The sequence below is a fragment of the Aeromonas sp. QDB39 genome, assembly GCF_027707585.1.
Taxonomy (GTDB): Bacteria; Pseudomonadota; Gammaproteobacteria; order Enterobacterales; family Aeromonadaceae; genus Aeromonas; species Aeromonas hydrophila.
In genome coordinates, this window is sequence record NZ_JAPCIV010000003.1 from 67,680 (window position 1) to 85,450 (window position 17,771).

Genomic DNA, 17,771 nt, shown 5'->3' on the forward strand with positions numbered 1-17,771 from the left:
TATTTACAATTGTCCGCGGCAGCCGACCCTTGGGTCGGCTGCTTTTTTGGGGGGCAAACCGTTACAGTGATCCCATCGCGCAATGGCGCCTGACCGCCCGGATGGCGGGTCGCAACCCAGAGGATGGAGTCACCCATGGCAAGTCTCTACACCGCCCACCAGCCGGATGAAGCGGGCACGATCCACTACTCGGACGAGGAGCACGGCACCTGGCAGATCCTGATCGCGCGCCAGCTGGCGGCGCTCGAGGGCAAGGCCTGCGACGAGTACCAGGCCGGGCTGGCGCGGCTCGACCTGCCCCGGGATCGGATCCCCCAGCTGGCCCAGATCAACGCCGTGCTGCAACCGGCCACCGGCTGGTCGGTGGCGGCGGTGCCGGCGCTCATCTCCTTTGACCGCTTCTTTGCCCTGCTGGCCAATCGCCAGTTTCCGGTAGCCACCTTCATTCGCCGTCGAGACGAGCTCGACTACCTGCAGGAGCCCGACATCTTTCACGAGATCTTCGGCCACTGCGCCATGCTGACCAACCCCGCCTTCGCCCATTTCACCCATGTCTACGGCCAGCTTGGCCTGCGGGCCGGCAAGGAGGAGCGGGTCTTTCTGGCACGGCTCTACTGGTTCACGGTGGAGTTTGGCCTGCTGGCCACGGCGGACGGGCTGCGCATCTATGGCGGTGGCATTCTCTCTTCCATCGGCGAGACCGCCTATGCCCTCGGCGGCCAACCCGTGCTGCAACCCTTTGATCCCATTGAGGTGCTGCGCACCCCGTATCGCATCGACATCATGCAACCCACCTATTTCGTGTTGCCCGAGCTTGGCGAGCTCTATCGTCTGGCGGAGCAGGACATCATGGCCATGGTGGCCGAGGCGCGCCGTCTGGGGCTGCGTCCCCCCCGTTTTGCACCGGCCGGCGGCAAGCAGGCGAGCTGAGCCGCCCGCCGGTGTTTGATTACCCCCTTTTCATCGATACACAAGGAGAGTCCCATGTCCGAACTGGCCAGCCAGCAGTGTGAAGCGTGCCGCGCCGATGCCCCCAAGGTGAGCGAGCAGGAGCTGAGCGAACTGATGCGCCTCATCCCCGACTGGCAGCCGCTGGTGGTGAAAGGTGAGCTGCAGCTGCGGCGCGAATTCACCTTTCGCAACTTCAAGGAGGCGCTCGCCTTCACCAACCGGCTGGGTGAACTGGCAGAGGCGGAGTTTCATCATCCGGCAATCCTGACCGAATGGGGGAAGGTGACCGTCAGCTGGTGGACCCACAAGATCGGTGGATTACACCGCAACGACTTCATCATGGCGGCGCGCACGGATGAACTGCTGAAGTGAAGACGCCCTCACTCACCGAGTGGGCGAGATGGTGACCGTCAGCTGGTGGCCCCACAAGATCGGTGGATTACACCGCAACGACTTCATCATGGCGGCACGCACCGACCAGCTGCTCAAATAAACGTCTGTAGATGGCGCGGGCCTGCCCGGTGAAAACGGGGCGGGCCCGCATTTTTATGGGCTGGCGCTCGCACTGGCGGGATCGAGTCTGTATTATCCGGTCATTCATAGAGTTAGCTAGGAAGTGTGTCCCGAATGCGTCTTGAAGTCAGCTGTGAAGACCGCCTGGGCCTGACCCGGGAACTGCTCGACCGTCTGGTGGAGCACAACATCGATCTGCGCGGCATCGAAATCGATACCTCAGGCATCATCTATCTCAACTTTCCCGAGCTGGAGTTTCGTGATTTCCAGCACCTGATGCCGGAGATCCGCCGCATTCCCGGGGTCTATGACGTCAAGACCATCCCCTACATGCCCTCCGAGCGCGAACACCACGAGATTGAGGCGCTGCTCAAGGCGCTGCCGGATCTGGTCTTCTCCCTCGATGCCAAGGGCAAGGTGACCCAGGCCAACCAGTCCGCCCTCACCACCCTGGCTCTGCCGGTGGAGGAGGTGCGCGGCGCGGCGCTCGGCTCCCTGGTCAAGGGCTTCTCCTTCAGCCGCTGGCTGGAAGCGAGCGAGATCCGGCCGCAGACCTGCAAGCTCAGCATCAATGGCGAAGAGTATCTGGCGGATCTGATGCCGCTGTTCGTGGCCGAAGAGAAGGGCAGACAGGCCCTGGCCGGCGCCGTGGTGGTGCTCAAATCCGCCCGTCGGGTCGGCATGCACTTCAGCGCGCTGCACGCGGTGGAAGTGGGGGGCTTTGAACACCTGCAGGCCGAGAGCCAGAAGATGAAACAGGTGCTGGCACAGGCGAGCAAGCTGGCGATGCAGGATGCGCCGCTGCTCATCGTCGGCGAGACCGGCACCGGCAAGGAGCTGCTGGCCCGCGCCTGCCACGGTGCCAGCCTGCGCTCCAGCCACCCCTTCATGGCGCTCAACTGCGCCGCCATGCCGGACAACGTGGCCGAGAGCGAGCTGTTCGGTTACGCCCCCGGCGCCTTTGGCAACAACACCGAAGGCAAGCGCGGGGTGCTGGAGCTGGCGAGCGGCGGCACCCTGATGCTGGACGAGATTGGCGACATGTCCCCCCATCTGCAGACCAAGTTTCTGCGGGTGTTGCAGGATGGCGTGTTCCGCCGGGTCGGTGACGAGCAGGAGGTGAAGGTCAACGTGCGTTTCATCTGCACCACCCAGAAGCAGCTGCTGGATCTGGTGCACGAGGGCAAGTTCCGGGAAGACCTCTACTATCGCCTCAACGTGCTGAGCCTGGCGCTGCCACCGCTGCGCGAGCGCAAGGCGGACATCATGGCGCTGGCCCAGCAGTTCGTCTCCCGCTTTGCCAGCGAGCTGCAGCGCCCGCGCCCGCGCTTTACCCGCAACATGGCGGAATACCTCACCGCCTACCGCTGGCCGGGCAACGTGCGCCAGCTGCGCAACTGCCTCTACCGCGCCATGACGCTGCTGGAAGGGGACGAGATCGGCCCTGAGCACGTGGATCTGCCGGTGGCGGCCGACGCCATGCCGCTCATCGACGAGTGGTTCGAAGGGGGACTGGACGAGGCGGTGAAACGCTTCGAGAGCCGGCTGCTGGAGCGGCTCTACCCGGCGTTTCCCTCCACCCGTCAGCTGGCCAAACGGCTGGGCGTGTCGCACACCGCCATCGCCAACAAGTTGCGGGAATACGGGATCAACAAGAAGTAACCCCATGAATGCACTTTATTGCAGGGCTCACGCACGGGTGGGCCCTCGTCATTATTGTGATGCCGGCCCGGTCAGCCCCTTGCTCTGTCGGCTGCGCCTTGTCATGCTGCTGACAAGTTCAATACTATTTCCATCCGGCTCACCCCTCGCGGGCAACCGCCCTTCATGGGTGCTGATGTGGGCTTAAGCGCAGGCACGATGCACTCTTTTTCACTGATCCGGATCCTGGCGTGGTTGGCGCCGCTGGTTTGCACGCTGGCCCTCTCCACCGAGCCGCCCCCCCTGACCTCGGCCGAGCTGCGAGCCGAGCAGGTGCGCCAGACCGTGCTCGACATTCTCAGCTACACCCGCTGGCCGACCGAGCCGAGCGAACTGCGCCTGTGCGTGGCGGCGCCGACGGAGTACGCCACTGCGCTCTTCTCCATCAAGCAGCAGGCCAACGGCCGGCCGGTCAGCGTCCATCGCTACGACGTCGATGACAAGGCGATCGGCCCCCAGTGTGACGTGCTCTATCTGGGGGTGTTGTCCCCCGAGCGACGGCTGCCGCTGTTCGAGCGGCTGCGCGGCTACCCCATTCTCAGCATCAGCGAACACAGCACCGAGTGCGTGGCCGACTCCGTCTTCTGCCTGCAGATCGGCAAGGAGCGGATCCGTTTTCGGGTCAATCTGGATGCCCTGGCCAGGAGCGGGGTGCGGGTGCACCCCGCCGTGCTCAAGCTGGCCAAGGCCGATGAGGGGGGCTCATGATCGGCTTGTTTCGCCCCCCTAACCAGCGCCTCACCTTGCGACAGAGTCTGGGACGCACCCACTTGGTGACGTCCCTGACGGCGGTCTGCATGGCCGGTGTGCTGCTGACCGGCATCGCCCTGCTGGCGCTGCGACTCTATGCGGATCACAACCTGGAGCTGGTGGCGCGGGCCATCAGCTACACCAGCGAAGCGGCCGTGGTGTTCCACGACGAAGAGGCAGCCCGCGAGGCGTTGCAGGCCATCACTACCCACGAGGATGTGGCGCGGGCCAGCATCTATCTGCCGAGCTGTCAGCTGCTGGCCAGCTGGAGCCGAGCCATGAGCACCCCCTGGTCCGGTCTTGAACAGTACCTGGCGCGGCTCATTCTGCCGGGGCCGGTGGATCAGCCCATGCTGCGGGGCGGGGTGGAGATCGCCCGCATTCATCTGGTGGGGCACGGCCAATACCTGCTGCTGTTCCTGTTGCAGACCCTGCTGGCGATGCTGCTCTGCCTGGTGCTCAGCACCCTGGGGGCGCTCTACGTGGCGCGCCGGATGCAAAACTCTCTCACGGCGCCGCTCAAGGATCTGGCCCAGGTGGCCCACAGCGTCAGCCGCCAGCGGATCCTCGCCATGCGGGTGCCCGAGGCCAACATCGCCGAACTGCACGCGCTCGGCCAGGATTTCAACTCCCTGCTCGATGAACTGGAAGCCTGGCAGGCTCACCAGCGGCGGGAGAATGCCAGCCTGCTGCACCAGGCCACCCATGACGCCTTGACCGGCTTGCCCAATCGTGCTCTGTTTGAGGCTCGTCTGGATCAGGCGGTGACCACCGGCCGGCTGCATGATGAGCGCTTTGCACTGCTCTACCTCGATTGTGATCGCTTCAAGCAGATTAACGACACCCTGGGCCATGCCGCCGGGGATGACGTGCTGATCGCCCTGGCCAGACGGATACAACATCAGCTGCGGCCGATGGATCTGGTATGCCGTCTGGGGGGCGACGAGTTTGCCATCCTGCTGACCCCCTTGTCCCAGGTGGGCGAGGCGGAAGATGTGGTAACCCGCATCCAGCAGGCCATGGCAGACCCCGTGGTACTGGGGGATGGCAGCCAGCTGCTGGCTGCCGTCAGCATCGGGATCGCGCTGTATCCGGATCAGGGGCTGACCGCCGCCGATCTGCTGCAGCAGGCGGACCATGCCATGTACCAAGCCAAACGGCTGCGTCGGGAGCTTGCACTCCATGACCAGCTGGAATTCGATGTCTCTGCTGAGGAAAAATAACAATGAAGATCCATGTCCTGATGAAAACCGGCTTGATCGGCCTGCTGTTGAGCGTGCTGGCGGGGTGCCAAAGCGCCCCCCACGGCCTGACCGCAGAGCAGATCGCCGTACTCAAGGAGCAAGGCTTTCGCCTGACCGACGAGGGTTGGACTCTGGACTTCTCCAACCGTGTGCTGTTTGCCAACAACGCCGATGCCCTGACCCCCAAGACCCGTGTGGTGGTGGAAAAACTGGGCAAGACCCTGCAGGAGGTTGGCTTGAACCGGGCGCGGATCGATGGTCATACCGACTCCAACGGGGCGGCGGACTATAACGATCAGCTCTCGTACAAGCGGGCGCAGTCGGTGGCCGACGTGCTGGTATCGGTCGGTATGCCGCAGGCCAACCTGGACATCCGGGGCCGTGGTGAACGCGATCCGATCGCCGACAACAAGACGGCTGCCGGTCGGGCCGAGAACCGCCGCGTGGCGATTGTCATCAGCAATGAATGACATGGTTGTGTAGATAAAAAAAGAGCGCCTGATGGCGCTCTTTTTTGTGGCTCACAGTTATTCCTGCTTGAGCTTTTCGCGGTCGTGGTGACTGCGCAGGCGGATGTTGATCATCTCCACCGTCAGCGAGAAGGCCATGGCGAAGTAGATGTAGCCCTTCGGAATGTGCAGATCCATCCCCTCGGCCATCAGCGCGAAACCGACCAGGGTGAGGAAGGAGAGGGCCAGCATCTTGATGGTGGGGTGGTTGTCGACGAAATCGCCGATGGCCTTGGCGGCGAACATCATGATGAAGACGGCGATCATGATGGCCAGCACCATGACCGGCACGTGATCCGCCATGCCCACGGCGGTGATGACCGAATCCAGGCTGAAGACGATGTCGAGAATGGCGATCTGGATCAGGGTGCTGATGAAGCCGGATGCGGCGGCGCTCACGCTCTCAGGTTCGGCGGCGCCCTCCAGGGTGGCGTGGATCTCGTGGGCACTTTTGCCGATGAGGAACAGACCCCCCAGCAGCAGGATGAGATCGCGGCCAGAGATGGCCTCGCCCAGCACGGTGAACAGCGGCTCGGTGAGACGCATCACCCAGGCCAGGGAGAGCAGCAGCAGGATGCGGGTACCCATGGCGAGACCCAGCCCCAGGATCCGCGCCTTCTGGCGCTGTGCCTCCGGCAGGCGACCGACCAGGATGGAGATAAAGATGATGTTGTCGATGCCCAGTACGATCTCGAGCAGGGTCAGGGTGGCGAGCGCGACCCAGGCGGAGGGGTCTGCAATCCATTCCAGCATGATTGAACCTTGGTTGAACTTTGATTGAGGGGTGAAGCCGCGCATTCTAACAGGGGGTTATGGCTTGTCCCAGTGGCAGGAAAAGATAAAAATGGCGGCCATCCAACGGGAGGGACACATGTTTCGTTTAGGACTCATCATCAATCCGGTCGCCGGCATCGGCGGCGCGGTCGGTCTCAAGGGCAGTGACGGCATGGTGGCCGAGGCGCTGGCCCGTGGCGCCGTCCCCAAGGCCTGCGAGCGGACCCGTCAGGCGCTGCTGCCGCTGTGTGAACTGGCGGACCGCTTCGAGCTGCTGACGGTGGCGGGCGAGATGGGGGCCGAGCTTGCCGGCGAGCTCGGCCTGCCCTGCCGCATCGTCCATCAGCCCGCGGCAGCAGCCACCACGGCGGCCGATACCCGCATCGCTGCCGAACGGATGCGCGAGGCGGGCGTTGACCTGCTGCTGTTTGCCGGCGGTGACGGCACCGCGCGGGACATCTGTGCGGCGGTGGGGGAGGCGTGCCACGTGCTCGGCATTCCGGCCGGCTGCAAGATCCACTCCGGGGTCTATGGGGTGACCCCCGCCGCCAGCGGCCGGGTGGCGGCCCGGATGATTGCCGGCGAGCTGCTGAGTCTGGTGGATGCCGAGGTGATGGACATCGACGAGGAGGCGTTTCGTGCCGGCAAGGTGCGCGCCCGTCACTACGGCCAGCTGCAGGTGCCCGGCGATCTGCGCTATGTGCAGGCGGTCAAGCAGGGGGGGCGCGAGTCTGAAGAGCTGGTGCTGGCAGACATCGCCGCCGGCGTGGTCGAGCAGATGGAGCCCGATACCCTCTATCTGATGGGCTCCGGCAGCACGGTGGCGGCCTGCATGACGGAGCTCGGCCTCGAAAATACCCTACTCGGTGTGGATCTGGTGGAAAATGGCCGGCTTATCGGGCAGGATCTGTCCGCCGCCGAGATCCTGACCCGGATCCGCGGCCGTCGCTGCCGGTTGATCATTACCCTGATCGGCGGTCAGGGACATCTGTTCGGGCGCGGAAATCAGCAACTGAGTCCAGAGGTGTTGCGGGCCGTCGGGCGGGACCAGATCCAGGTCCTGGCCACCAAAGCCAAGCTGGCGGCCCTTGCGGGCAGGCCCTTGCTGGTGGATACCGATGACCCGGCGCTGAACCGGTCGTTAAGTGGTTATCTGCGGATCACCACGGGATACAAGGATCAGGTCATCTACCCGGTGGCCAACCCGGAATAGGACATCAAGGATGCGGCTGGCCTGGCGCCAGAGAGCCGTGATCAACCGGATCGCGGTTCCACTCCCCCGAATTATTTTGCCGGCAACCCCGGAAAATGAGGCTGCGTTAAATGACGATTCATGATTTTGAGCACAAGTTGTTGGGACTGATAGACGGCATGGTGGCCACGGCGACCGACGATGAGCTGTTTGCCGGGGGTTATCTGCGCGGCCACATCTCGCTGGCGGTGGCGCGGGCCGAGCTGGAAGGCAAGACCCTGGTGCGGGATGTAAAGAGTTATGTGCTGCGCAGCCTGAACGAGGCCATCCTGCAGGGTGAACTCTCCGAGCAGGATGAGAAGCTGGTGCAGGCAATGTGGATTCGTTTGCAACAACAAGCAGAAGCTTGATCGGTTACACAGTTCAAACAGAAGTTTGAGTTTATTCTTCCCTGAGGTTAGTGAAAGGTTAATAATAAGTTTCGCCTTTTGTTTCAGGGATTAAACTATGGCTTCCTCCTCGCGTATTGCCAATAAACTGCCGCTCGAAATGCTCTACCAATGGGAGCGGCAGTGTCCTGACCGAGTCTATCTGCGTCAAACCATCAACCGCGAATACCTGGACTTCACCTGGGGTGAGGTCGCTGACGAGGCCCGCCGCATGGTGACCGCGCTGCGTCAGCTGGGGCTGGTGGCCGGCGACAAGGTGGCGCTGCTCTCCAAGAACTGCGCCCAGTGGTTCATCGCCGATCTCGCCATGCAGATGGGGCAATACGTGAGCGTGCCCATCTATCCCACCGCCAACGTCGACACCATCGAATACGTGCTGCGTCACAGCGAGGCCAAGGCGATTTTCGTCGGCAAGCTCGATGACTGGAAGAGCCAGGAGGCGGGGGTCCCCGCCGAACTGCTGCGCATCGCCTTTCCCTATGACACCATGCCGGCGGCCCATCAGTGGGACGATCTGCTGGAGCAGCACGAGCCCATCCCGGACAGCCCGGTGCAAGCACCGGACTCCCTGCTGAGCCTGGTCTACACCTCCGGCAGTACCGGCAAGCCGAAAGGGGCCATGCTGAGCGTCGAGCGCTACGCTTGGTCGTGAGAGAAGCTGGTGGAGGCGGTCGGACTGTGCGAGCAGGACCGCGGCTTCTCCTACCTGCCGCTGGCCCACATCACCGAGCGGGTCTATGTCTATGGCGGCAGCCTCTATGGCCGCGCCGAGATCGCCTTCCCCGAGTCCCTCGATACCTTCATCGAGGACGTCAAGCGCTGCCGTCCCACCGTGTTCATCTCGGTGCCACGGCTGTGGGCCATGTTCCGCATCAAAATCCACGAGAAACTGCCCCAGAAGAAACTCGAGCTGCTGCTCAAGATCCCGTTCGTGTCGGGCCTCATCAAGCGCAAGCTGCAAAAGGGGCTGGGGCTGGATCAGGCGCGGGTGCTGGGCTGTGGTTCGGCGCCGGTGGCACCGGCCCTGCTCGAGTGGTACCACAGCATCGGCATCGAGATCACCGAGGCCTGGGGCATGACCGAGAACCATGCCTTCTCCACCCTCAACTACCCGTTTAGGGCCGACAAGATAGGCACGGTCGGCAAGGCGGGGCCGGGGGTCACCATCAAGATCTCCGACGAAGGGGAGATCCTCTGTCGCTGCGAGGGGATGATGCTGGGTTACTACAAGGATCCCGAGCACAGCCGTGAAGCCATCGACGAGGAGGGCTGGCTGCACACCGGCGACATGGGCAAGCTGGATCGGGAGGGTTATCTCACCATCACCGGTCGCATGAAGGACGTGTTCAAGACCGCCAAGGGCAAGTATGTGGCGCCGGTGCCCATCGAGGGGCTGCTCGGCCAGGAGCCGATCATCGAGCAGCTGTGCGTGATTGGCTACGGCATGCCGCAGCCGGTGGCGCTGGTGCAGCTGGCGGAGAGCGCCATGAAGGGGGATCGCAATCAGGTCAACGCCCAGCTGGAGGCGGCCCGCAACCGGGTCAACGAGCAGCTGGTGTCCCACGCCAAAATTCGCGGCATCCTGGTGGTGAAGAGCCCCTGGAACATCGAGAACGGGGTGCTCACCCCGACCATGAAGATCCGCCGCCACCTGCTGGAGCAGAAGTATGCCGATCTCGGCGACGCCTGGTCCTCTTCCCAGAGCATCATCTGGGAGTCCTGACGCGCCCGGCAGGCTTGCTGCTGAGCACCACAAAACAACAAGGGGAGCCACTGGCTCCCCTTGTTGTTTCAGGCAACGGTAGGTCAGACCGCCTGATACTCCAGCTCGACCGAACCGAGCGCCTTGAGAGTGGCGCGGGCGGAGTCCTGCTGGCTGATCTGGCCATCCTTGCTCTCCAGCAGCACGGCGCGGCGGATGGTGGCAAGATCCTCGCCGCCCAGCACCGCGTGGGCACAGGCCATCTGCATCGGTGGTAGGCTGGGGTTGAAGGCGGCGTTTTCGGCGTAGCGACCGCAGAAGATGCGACCGTCGGCGAACTGCAGCGCCACCGCGGCATAGCCCTGGCTGTAGGGGGCGTAGCTCTGGCGGGCGGCGGCCAGCGCGGCCTGCCACAGCGGATCGTCGCTCGCAAGCGTGAGCTCGTCGTGGGCCTGCGGGCTCATCAGCGCGTCCGTGATGTCCAGATCCGCCGGGCCGAACGAGTGGGGCAGGAAGGATTGCAGCGCGCTCAAGTCATCCGGCAGGGAGACCTTGAGGATCTTGGCGGTGCTCAGCTCGTTCATGAACTGGCGGCAGTGACCGCAAGGGGTGTAGTTGACGGTGATTTCAGAGATGCCGGTCTCGCCGCCCAGCCAGGCGTTGGAGATGGCGGACTGCTCGGCATGAACCGAGTGGAACAGACCTTGACCTGCAAACTCCATGTTGGCGCCGAAATACCAGTTGCCGCTCAGGCCGCAGGCGATGGCACCGACGAAGAACTTGGAGATGGGGGCCACCGAGCAGGCGGCGGCCAGTGGCAGCAGGGCCAGGCGCAGGGCGCGATCGTCAAGACCGGTGGCGGCCTTCAGCGTGGCGATCTGATCCGGGGTGAAGCGAGCCTGGAAATCATCGCCCAGCATGGGCAGCAGCGCCGCCTTGAGCGGGGCGGACAGGGTATCGAGTGGCTTGGCAAAACGGGGATGCATAGTGTGTCCTCAAAGGCCAATTGGGGGGCCATTGTAGGGAGCAAGCTCGGCTAAATGTGTGAGCATGCTCACGCCCTGACGGGCAAACGGAGGGGGATGGTAATGGAAACGTTTGTCTTGTGCAAATTGTGCGGCAGGTCGCACATCGGCGGGCCCGCAGGCCCGCCATCGCGGAAAAGGGTGCTCTTCAGCTCAACCAGTGGTAAATGGCAAACAGCAGGGGGGCCACGGCGGCGGTAAGGATGCCGCACACCACCATGGCCAGCGAGGCAAAGGCCCCCTGGGTGATGCCCTGCTCGGCGGAGGTGGCGGTGCCGATGGCGTGGGCGCAGGCCCCCATGGCCAGCCCCTGGGCTTCGGGGTCGGTGACCCGCATCAGTTTGAGCAGGGGGAAGCCGATCAGGGCGCCGACGATCCCCACCACCACCACCACGGCGGCGGCGATGGCGGGAATGCCGCCCAGGGACTGGCTGACGCTCATGGCGAGCGGCGTGGTGATGGATTTGGTGGCGAGCGAGGCCAGCAGTGCCGGATCGGCGCCCATAAAATGACCGATCAGCAAGGTAGTGCAGACCGAGATCAAGACCGAGCTCAGGGTACAGATTAGGATGGGCTTGAGCCTGGCCTGGATCTGGCGGGCCTGCTGATAAAGGGGCAGTGCCAGCGCCACCACCGCCGGCTCCAGCAGCGCCGTGATGGGGCGGGTGCCGCTCTCGTACTGCTCCAGCGGCAGATCGAACCAGAGCAGCAGGCCGATGATGACGGCGGTGGGCACCAGCACCGGGTTGATGATGGGCCAGGGCAGCTTGCGATAGAGGGCCCGGGTGGCGAAGTAGAGCGCCAGGGTCAAGGGAATGGCCAGCCAGAAGATCATTTGTTCATCCTCTGGTAGAGGCGGCCGACGGTGCCGAGGATCAGCACGATCCCGAGCACGATGCAGAGCATGATGAGGCCGAAGGATTGGCGCAGCGGCTCCAGCCAGGCCACCAGCCCGACCGCCACCGGCACGAACAGGACCCCCATGTGGCGCAGCAGCAGGCCGGCGCCCTGCTCAACCCAGTGCAGTTTCACCAGTTGCAGGGAGAGCAGCACGAACAGCAGCAGCATGCCGATGATGCTGCCGGGGAAGGCGAACGGCAGGATGGCTGCCAGGGTTTTGCCCGCCAGCAGGCAGGCGACGATGACCAGAAAGTCACGAAGGTACAGCAAGGCACGTTGCGCGATCACAGGAGCCCCATCTTGGTAACGGTGAACTAAGGAATACGCCAGTCTACCAGAGAGGCCGGGTCGCGGCATTAAAACAATAACAGCTGAAATCAGTTCGTTTGAGGCTGATTTAATTGAAGATTTTCAGATAGAACCCTTTTCGAACCACAAGGAGTCGCCATGACATCTCTCTTGTCCCGCCTGCGCCAGCTGGCGGACGACCACCATCTGCCCCCTTCGTTGCTGCAAACCCGCCAGTGGGAGGGCCCCCTGTGCCGGGTGCGGCTCGACAACACCGGCGGCAGCGAGGCCCGGGTCGGGTACTGGACGCTGTTTGACGGCAAGCTCGGCCTCTCGCCTACGTGCGCCATCTACGGCGAAGGCTTCCAGATGCTGGCCCAGACCATGGGCAGCTGGCAAGCGCCACAACCGGTCGGCCGTTGCTCCGATGCCGGTGTCTATCGCATCACCGATGATCAGGGTTATCACACGGTGCACAACCTGCTGCTGGTGGAGCATGACAAGGGCTGGCTGCTGCTCGCCTTTGCCAGTTGTCAGCGCTTTGGCGGGGAGTTTCGGCTCTACCCTGATGGCCGGTTGCAGATCATGATGAACGGTGAGGGGCGTGCACTCCCTGCCGGCCAGTTCTGGCAGAGCGAGGCGCTGCTCTGCCTTGAGGGGAAAGATCGGGAGGCACTGCTGGCCGAACTGGCGCAGCGGATCGAGGCGGAGCATGGCTCGCTGATCGGCCAGGTTGGCGAACGCCCCAGCGGTTGGTGCTCCTGGTATCACTACTACGCGGACGTGAGCGCCGCCGACATTCGCGAGAACCTGCAGGTGCGTGCCGAGCGCTTTCCGGCGCTGCGCTACGTGCAGATCGACGACGGCTATCAAGCGAAAATGGGCGACTGGCTCACCCCGTCGGCCAAGTTCGAGCAGGGGGTGGCGTCCCTGGCCGCCGAGATCAAAGGCGCCGGCTGCGAGCCCGCGCTCTGGGTGGCCCCCTTTATCGCCGAGCCTGGCTCCCAGGTGTTTCAGGATCACCCCGACTGGTTCGTGAAGGGGGATGACGGGCTGCCGCTGCCCTCCGAGCGGGTTACCTATGGCGGCTGGCGCTGTACCCCCTGGTATGTGCTGGATGGCACCCACCCCGAGGTACAGGCTCACCTCGAGCGGGTGTTTCGTACCCTGCGCGAGCAGTGGGGCATCCACTACTTCAAGCTCGACGCCAACTTCTGGGGGGCCATCCACGGCGGTCGCTTCCATGACCCGGCCGCCACCCGGGTGGAGGCCTACCGACGCGGCATGGCCGCCATCCTGCGCGGGGCGGGTGAGGGGGCCTTCCTGCTCGGCTGCAACGCGCCCATCTGGCCAAGCCTTGGGCTGGTGCACGGCATGCGGGTGAGCGATGACGTGGAGCGCAATGGCCATCGCTATCGCCAGATCGCTCGCGAGGCCTTCTGCCGCGCCTGGCAGAACGACCGGCTGTGGGCCCTCGACCCTGACTGCATCTGTTTGCGGGATCTGCCGAGCCAGCAGGCGAGCCCTGCCGAGTACCGTTTCCATCTGGCGGTGCTGGTGGCAAGCGGCGGCATGATGCTGGCCGGGGACAGGCTGCAGGATCTCGACGAGGTACAGGCGGCGCAACTGCGCAAGCTGCTCGAGCTTTGCGCGGCGCGCGCCCCTGGCGCCCGTTTCGAGTCGATGGACTTTGCCTGCGGTGAGGTGAGCCTGCCCGAGGGAGGCAACCTGCTCTGCCTCTTCAACTGGGAGGCGCAGCCTCAGGAGTTCCTGTTGCCGGCAGGGGGCGAAGATTTCTGGGATGAGGGGACAGTCTGTACCGCGCTCACCCTGCAGGGGGGCGAGGGGCGGGTGATCCGCTACCGCTGAGCAGGCTGGCCATCATGATTCAGGCTCCCACGGGAGCCTGAATGTATTGCGAAAGGCGCTGCTATGCCGGAGTCAGTAACGCCACTCGAAGCCGATGGCGTAATTGGCGGCGCCATAGCCCGGGATCTCGTTGCTGGAGAGCAGGGCCTTGAAGGTGAGCTGCGCTGTGAGCGGAATGCCGAGCCCCATGCCGAGGGCGACCTCGTCGTTGGTGTTGCCCATCATGTCGGCCCGGATCATCCGATAGAGCGACATGTCCTGGCTCATGTGCACATAACTCTGGGAGGCGCGGTTGTAGAGCTGGCCGAACACTTCCAGCTGGAAACCGGCCTGGGGGGTTATGGCCAGGGGCACGCCGACGAAGTTGTAGAGATCGGAGCGGTTGAAATAGCTGTTGGTGATCTGGGGGGTAAAGTCGGTCTGCTGATAGAGGCGGCTGAAGTTGCTCTCGATCAACTGATAGGTCTGCTGCGGCAACTGCAACAGATAGTCGGGGACATCAAAACGCACACCCGCCATGCTGGCCGATGGCAGCAGGGCGCAGATGAGCAAACCAAAACCGGATAATCCTGAACGCATCGGATGCGGCATCCCCAAGGGTCGATAGGCCAACCGGCCGTTAGTGCAATGTTAGCGCACAAATAATTGAAACATCAGGAGTCTTTGCTCCCCTTCCCATTATGTCGCGGGGCGGGGGAGCGTACAGTCATTTAACCGTGAGGCGGGTCACATCTCACAGATTTTCGAGGTAGTGATAGAGGCTTTTGAGGATGGCAAAGTTCCGTTCGTTACCCTGATTCTGCTCGGCCAGCGCCTCGAGGCGCGGTACATAGTCGGGCAGACGGTGGCTGAAGTAGTCGCTGCAGTGCAGCCGCCAGCGCTTTTGCTCCGTTTCGCTCAAGGTGTGCGGCCAGTTGCGGGCACGGTAGCGGAACAGCATCTCCGGCAGCCGTGCGTCGGTGAAGGCAAACTCCCGCTCACCCAGCAGATCCGCCGGGGTGGCGCGCACCAGATCCATGGTGGACTTGTCGCCGTGACCGAAGAAGCCGGCGTAGAGCTGGGTATCCGGGTCGCCGTCATTGCTGCCGGCAAACTCCTGATTGAACACTTCCACCAGTTTTTCCCGCACTTCGGGGTGGGCGCGCAGCAGATCCAGGCTCTTGCGGCACTGCTCCCGGTCGATGCCAAGCTGGTCGGCACGCTCTGCCGTCAGGGTGGCGGCCGGCGCCAGCACCGGGCACTTGTTGATGTGCACCAGCTTCACCGGAATGCCGGCCAGCTCCCCCAGCTCCTCTTTCTTGGTGTAGAGGCGCTCGCGGATCTCCTCGCTGGTGAGCTCGATGAGCGGGGTGGGGTCGCGGGTCAGATCCACCATGATCACCGCGTTCTGGTTGCTGGGGTGCCAGGCGAGCGGCGAGACCCAGCTTGCGCACCCCTGCCAGGGGGAGAACATGCCGGAGACGTGCACCAGCGGCTTCATGGTCACCACGTCGATGAGGGCCTTCACCTTGTTCTTGTTGCGAAGGTCAAACAGATAGCCGAACAGCTTGGGCTGGGCCTTTTTCACCAGCTTGGCCATCTCGATGGTGGCCAGCACGTCGGACAGTGCATCGTGGGCATTGGCGTGGGCCACGCCGTTGGCGACGGTGAGCTTCTCCAGCTTGAAGCTTGGCTTGCCCTCTTCATCAAACGCCCACTCGATCCCCTCCGGGCGCAGGGCGTAGCAGGCCCGCAGCATGTCGAGAATGTCCCAGCGGGAGTTGCCGTTCTGCCAGCTGTAGGCATAGGGGTCATAGAAGTTGCGATAGAGGGTGTAGCGGGTCACTTCATCATCGAAGCGGATGCTGTTGTAGCCCAGCACGCAGGTGCCCGGGGTGGCGAACTGCTCGTGGATCTGACGGATGAAATCCGCCTCGCACAGCCCGTCCTTCATCGCTTTTTGCGGCGTGATGCCGGTAATGAGGCACGCCTCCGGCTCCGGCAGATAGTCAGCGGGCGGCTTGCAATAGATGACCAGCGGCTCGCCGATGAGGTTGAAATCCCCGTCGGTACGAATGCCGGCAAACTGCGCCGGCCTGTCCCTGGCCGGGCTGATGCCGAAGGTCTCGTAGTCGTGGAAGTAGAAGGTCGGCTCGCTGCCGGCGTGTGCTGTTTTGCTCATGTTGCTCGAGAGGGATATCCGATGACGGTGGCGCCTGGCGCCAGGGTGGGGGTGCCATGCACCTCGGTTGCCTGCATGGTAAACCATAGTACAGGCAGAACGAAGGGCAGACCGGCCGGCTGCCGCTTTATTGGGCAGGCAGGCGCCAGTGGCAGGAGAAAAAGAGGTACGGGGGAGAGAGTACAAAGAGACAGCCCCGCTGGTGGGGCTGTCCAGCTTTTCTGGTGGCGGACTCAGTGGCAGAGCTTGTAGTAGACCTCGTTCCACTGCAGGGTCTGCTTGAGCTCGGGGATGCGGGTGTGCTCGTCGATGACCACAAACTCGATGCCCATGAGGTCGGCGAAGGTGCGCAGCTGTTCGATATCCACCGACTGGGTGAATACCGAGTGGTGGGCGGCGCCCGCCAGGATCCAGGCCTCGGCGCTGGTCTGCAGGTCCGGCATGGGCTGCCACAGGGCGCTGGCCACCGGCAGTTTCGGCATGGCCTCTGGCAGGTCCACCACCTCGAGCTGATTGACCACCAGCCGGAAGCGGTTGCCCAGATCGATGAGGCTCGCATTGACAGCCTTGCCGGCGGGTGCCGCGAACAGCAGGCGGGCCGGGTCGGCCTTCTTGCCTATCCCTAAATGCTGGGCATCCAGCACGGGTTTATCGCCGGCGATGGAGGGGCAGACCTCCAGCATGTGGGCGCCCAGCACCAGGTTGTTGCCCGCCTCCAGGTGGTAGGTGTAGTCCTCCATGAAGGAGGTGCCGCCCGCAAGACCGGCCCCCATCACCTTGAGGGTGCGCAGCAGGGCCGCGGTCTTCCAGTCTCCCTCTGCGCCGAAACCGAAGCCTTGCTGCATCAGGCGTTGACAGGCGAGCCCCGGCAGCTGGTGCAGGCCGTGAAGGTCTTCAAAGGTGGTGGTGAAGGCGCCAAAGCCGCCGTCGGTGAGGAATTTCTTCATCCCCAGCTCCTGGCGCGCCGCCTCATACAGAGAGGCGCGAAGCGGCCCGCCCGCCTGCACCGCCTCGGTCAGGTGGTAGGTTTCTTCGTATTCGGCCAGCAGCGCCTCGATGTCGCTTGCAGGCACGGCGTCGATCACCTTCACCAGATCGCCGACCGGGTGGTAGTTCACCTGATAGCCAAACTGGATCTGGGCCTCAATCTTGTCGCCCTCGGTGACCGCCACGTTGCGCATGTTGTCGCCAAAGCGGGCGATCTTCAGGTGGCGGCTGTCGTGAATGGCGGCGGCGACCCGCATCCAGTTGCCCAGCTTGCGGTGGGCCTCTTCATCCTGCCAGTGACCGACCACCACGGTGCGCGGCAGCCGCAGCCGGGCCCCCATGAAACCGAACTCACGGCCGCCGTGGGCGGTCTGGTTCAGGTTCATGAAGTCCATGTCGATCTCGCTCCACGGCAGATCCCGGTTGAACTGGGTGTGGAACTGCAACAGGGGTTTTTGCAACTGGCTGAGGGCCGGGATCCACATCTTGGCGGGGGAGAAGGTGTGCATCCACACCATGAGCCCGATGCAGCGCTGGTCGTGGTTGGCATCACGGGCCACCGCGCTTATCTCGTCGAGGGTGGTGCCGGTGGGCTTGAGCACTATCTTGACCGGCAGGCCGGCGCGCTCGTTGAGCTGGCTGGTGATGGTGTGGGCGTGATCGGCCACCTGCTTCAGGGTGGCGGCGCCATACAGGTGCTGGCTGCCGACCAGAAACCACACTTCCAGCTGTTTCATCAATTCCATCTTGGTGTCC

Annotated in this window: 17 protein-coding genes and 1 pseudogene; 11 read left to right on the forward strand and 7 right to left on the reverse strand. The window is 63.7% G+C overall.

The features are described 5' to 3' along the window. The first annotated feature begins 135 nt into the window (after positions 1 to 135). The 7 genes from phhA (at position 136) to PG899_RS02580 (ending at position 5,629) form a co-directional block, all read left to right on the forward strand. Positions 136 to 930: a phenylalanine 4-monooxygenase gene (gene phhA / locus PG899_RS02550; protein ID WP_011705758.1), complete on the forward strand. Its 795-nt coding sequence runs from the start codon at positions 136 to 138 to the stop codon at positions 928 to 930. Positions 931 to 984: 54 nt separating this feature from the next. Beyond that, positions 985 to 1,323 (forward strand): 4a-hydroxytetrahydrobiopterin dehydratase, encoded by a 339-nt coding sequence (locus PG899_RS02555; RefSeq protein WP_005300093.1) that lies wholly within the window; start codon positions 985 to 987, stop codon positions 1,321 to 1,323. A 28-nt stretch (positions 1,324 to 1,351) separates the two neighbouring features. Beyond that, positions 1,352 to 1,444, forward strand: coding sequence for a 4a-hydroxytetrahydrobiopterin dehydratase (locus PG899_RS02560; RefSeq protein ID WP_373881255.1), 93 nt, complete (start codon positions 1,352 to 1,354; stop codon positions 1,442 to 1,444). A gap of 134 nt (positions 1,445 to 1,578) precedes the next feature. Further along, the gene (tyrR, locus tag PG899_RS02565) at positions 1,579 to 3,126 is read left to right on the forward strand and encodes a transcriptional regulator TyrR (RefSeq protein ID WP_016350472.1); all 1,548 of its coding nucleotides are present in this window, start codon (positions 1,579 to 1,581) and stop codon (positions 3,124 to 3,126) included. Between the two features lie 165 nt (positions 3,127 to 3,291). Then, entirely contained in the window at positions 3,292 to 3,873 is a 582-nt protein-coding gene (locus PG899_RS02570) for a YfiR family protein (protein ID WP_017409649.1), read from the forward strand. After that, a complete protein-coding gene (locus PG899_RS02575; RefSeq protein ID WP_190283624.1) occupies positions 3,870 to 5,138 on the forward strand; it encodes a diguanylate cyclase domain-containing protein in 1,269 nt (422 codons plus the stop codon). The genes PG899_RS02570 and PG899_RS02575 overlap by 4 nt, the downstream gene beginning before the upstream one ends. Before the next feature lie 2 nt (positions 5,139 to 5,140). After that, positions 5,141 to 5,629 (forward strand): OmpA family protein, encoded by a 489-nt coding sequence (locus PG899_RS02580; RefSeq protein ID WP_011705764.1) that lies wholly within the window; start codon positions 5,141 to 5,143, stop codon positions 5,627 to 5,629. A gap of 57 nt (positions 5,630 to 5,686) precedes the next feature. Here PG899_RS02580 and PG899_RS02585 read toward each other — a convergent pair whose 3' ends face one another. After that, positions 5,687 to 6,421, reverse strand: a complete 735-nt coding sequence (locus PG899_RS02585) for a TerC family protein (RefSeq protein WP_016350476.1) — start codon at positions 6,419 to 6,421, stop codon at positions 5,687 to 5,689. A 118-nt stretch (positions 6,422 to 6,539) separates the two neighbouring features. Here PG899_RS02585 and PG899_RS02590 point away from each other — a divergent pair, with 118 nt between their 5' ends. From PG899_RS02590 to PG899_RS02600, 3 genes and pseudogenes are all read left to right on the forward strand, one after another. Then, positions 6,540 to 7,655, forward strand: a complete 1,116-nt coding sequence (locus tag PG899_RS02590) for an ATP-NAD kinase family protein (protein ID WP_190283623.1) — start codon at positions 6,540 to 6,542, stop codon at positions 7,653 to 7,655. A gap of 110 nt (positions 7,656 to 7,765) precedes the next feature. Beyond that, a complete protein-coding gene (locus tag PG899_RS02595) occupies positions 7,766 to 8,044 on the forward strand; it encodes a YfcL family protein (protein WP_011705767.1) in 279 nt (92 codons plus the stop codon). 97 nt (positions 8,045 to 8,141) lie between these two features. Further along, positions 8,142 to 9,806: pseudogene (locus tag PG899_RS02600) on the forward strand (AMP-binding protein). Between the two features lie 83 nt (positions 9,807 to 9,889). On the opposite strand, the gene cdd reads toward PG899_RS02600, so the two are convergent. The 3 genes from cdd to PG899_RS02615 form a co-directional block, all read right to left on the reverse strand. Beyond that, positions 9,890 to 10,771, reverse strand: coding sequence for a cytidine deaminase (gene cdd, locus PG899_RS02605; protein WP_077095939.1), 882 nt, complete (start codon positions 10,769 to 10,771; stop codon positions 9,890 to 9,892). A 187-nt stretch (positions 10,772 to 10,958) separates the two neighbouring features. Next, positions 10,959 to 11,645 (reverse strand): LrgB family protein, encoded by a 687-nt coding sequence (locus PG899_RS02610; RefSeq protein ID WP_011705770.1) that lies wholly within the window; start codon positions 11,643 to 11,645, stop codon positions 10,959 to 10,961. After that, positions 11,642 to 11,998: a CidA/LrgA family protein gene (locus PG899_RS02615; RefSeq protein ID WP_011705771.1), complete on the reverse strand. Its 357-nt coding sequence runs from the start codon at positions 11,996 to 11,998 to the stop codon at positions 11,642 to 11,644. The genes PG899_RS02610 and PG899_RS02615 overlap by 4 nt, the downstream gene beginning before the upstream one ends. 159 nt (positions 11,999 to 12,157) lie before the next feature. Here PG899_RS02615 and PG899_RS02620 point away from each other — a divergent pair, with 159 nt between their 5' ends. Beyond that, positions 12,158 to 13,867: a glycoside hydrolase family 36 protein gene (locus PG899_RS02620; RefSeq protein WP_077095938.1), complete on the forward strand. Its 1,710-nt coding sequence runs from the start codon at positions 12,158 to 12,160 to the stop codon at positions 13,865 to 13,867. A gap of 72 nt (positions 13,868 to 13,939) precedes the next feature. Here the strand turns inward: PG899_RS02620 and PG899_RS02625 are convergent, their stop codons facing one another. The 3 genes from PG899_RS02625 to araA form a co-directional block, all read right to left on the reverse strand. Then, positions 13,940 to 14,446 (reverse strand): hypothetical protein, encoded by a 507-nt coding sequence (locus tag PG899_RS02625; RefSeq protein ID WP_039214596.1) that lies wholly within the window; start codon positions 14,444 to 14,446, stop codon positions 13,940 to 13,942. Between the two features lie 154 nt (positions 14,447 to 14,600). Then, positions 14,601 to 16,028: an exodeoxyribonuclease I gene (gene sbcB / locus PG899_RS02630; protein WP_179101385.1), complete on the reverse strand. Its 1,428-nt coding sequence runs from the start codon at positions 16,026 to 16,028 to the stop codon at positions 14,601 to 14,603. A gap of 233 nt (positions 16,029 to 16,261) precedes the next feature. Further along, positions 16,262 to 17,761 carry an L-arabinose isomerase gene (gene araA / locus PG899_RS02635; protein ID WP_190283621.1) on the reverse strand — a complete coding sequence of 500 codons (1,500 nt, stop codon included), beginning with the start codon at positions 17,759 to 17,761 and terminating at the stop codon, positions 16,262 to 16,264. Positions 17,762 to 17,771: the final 10 nt, after the last annotated feature.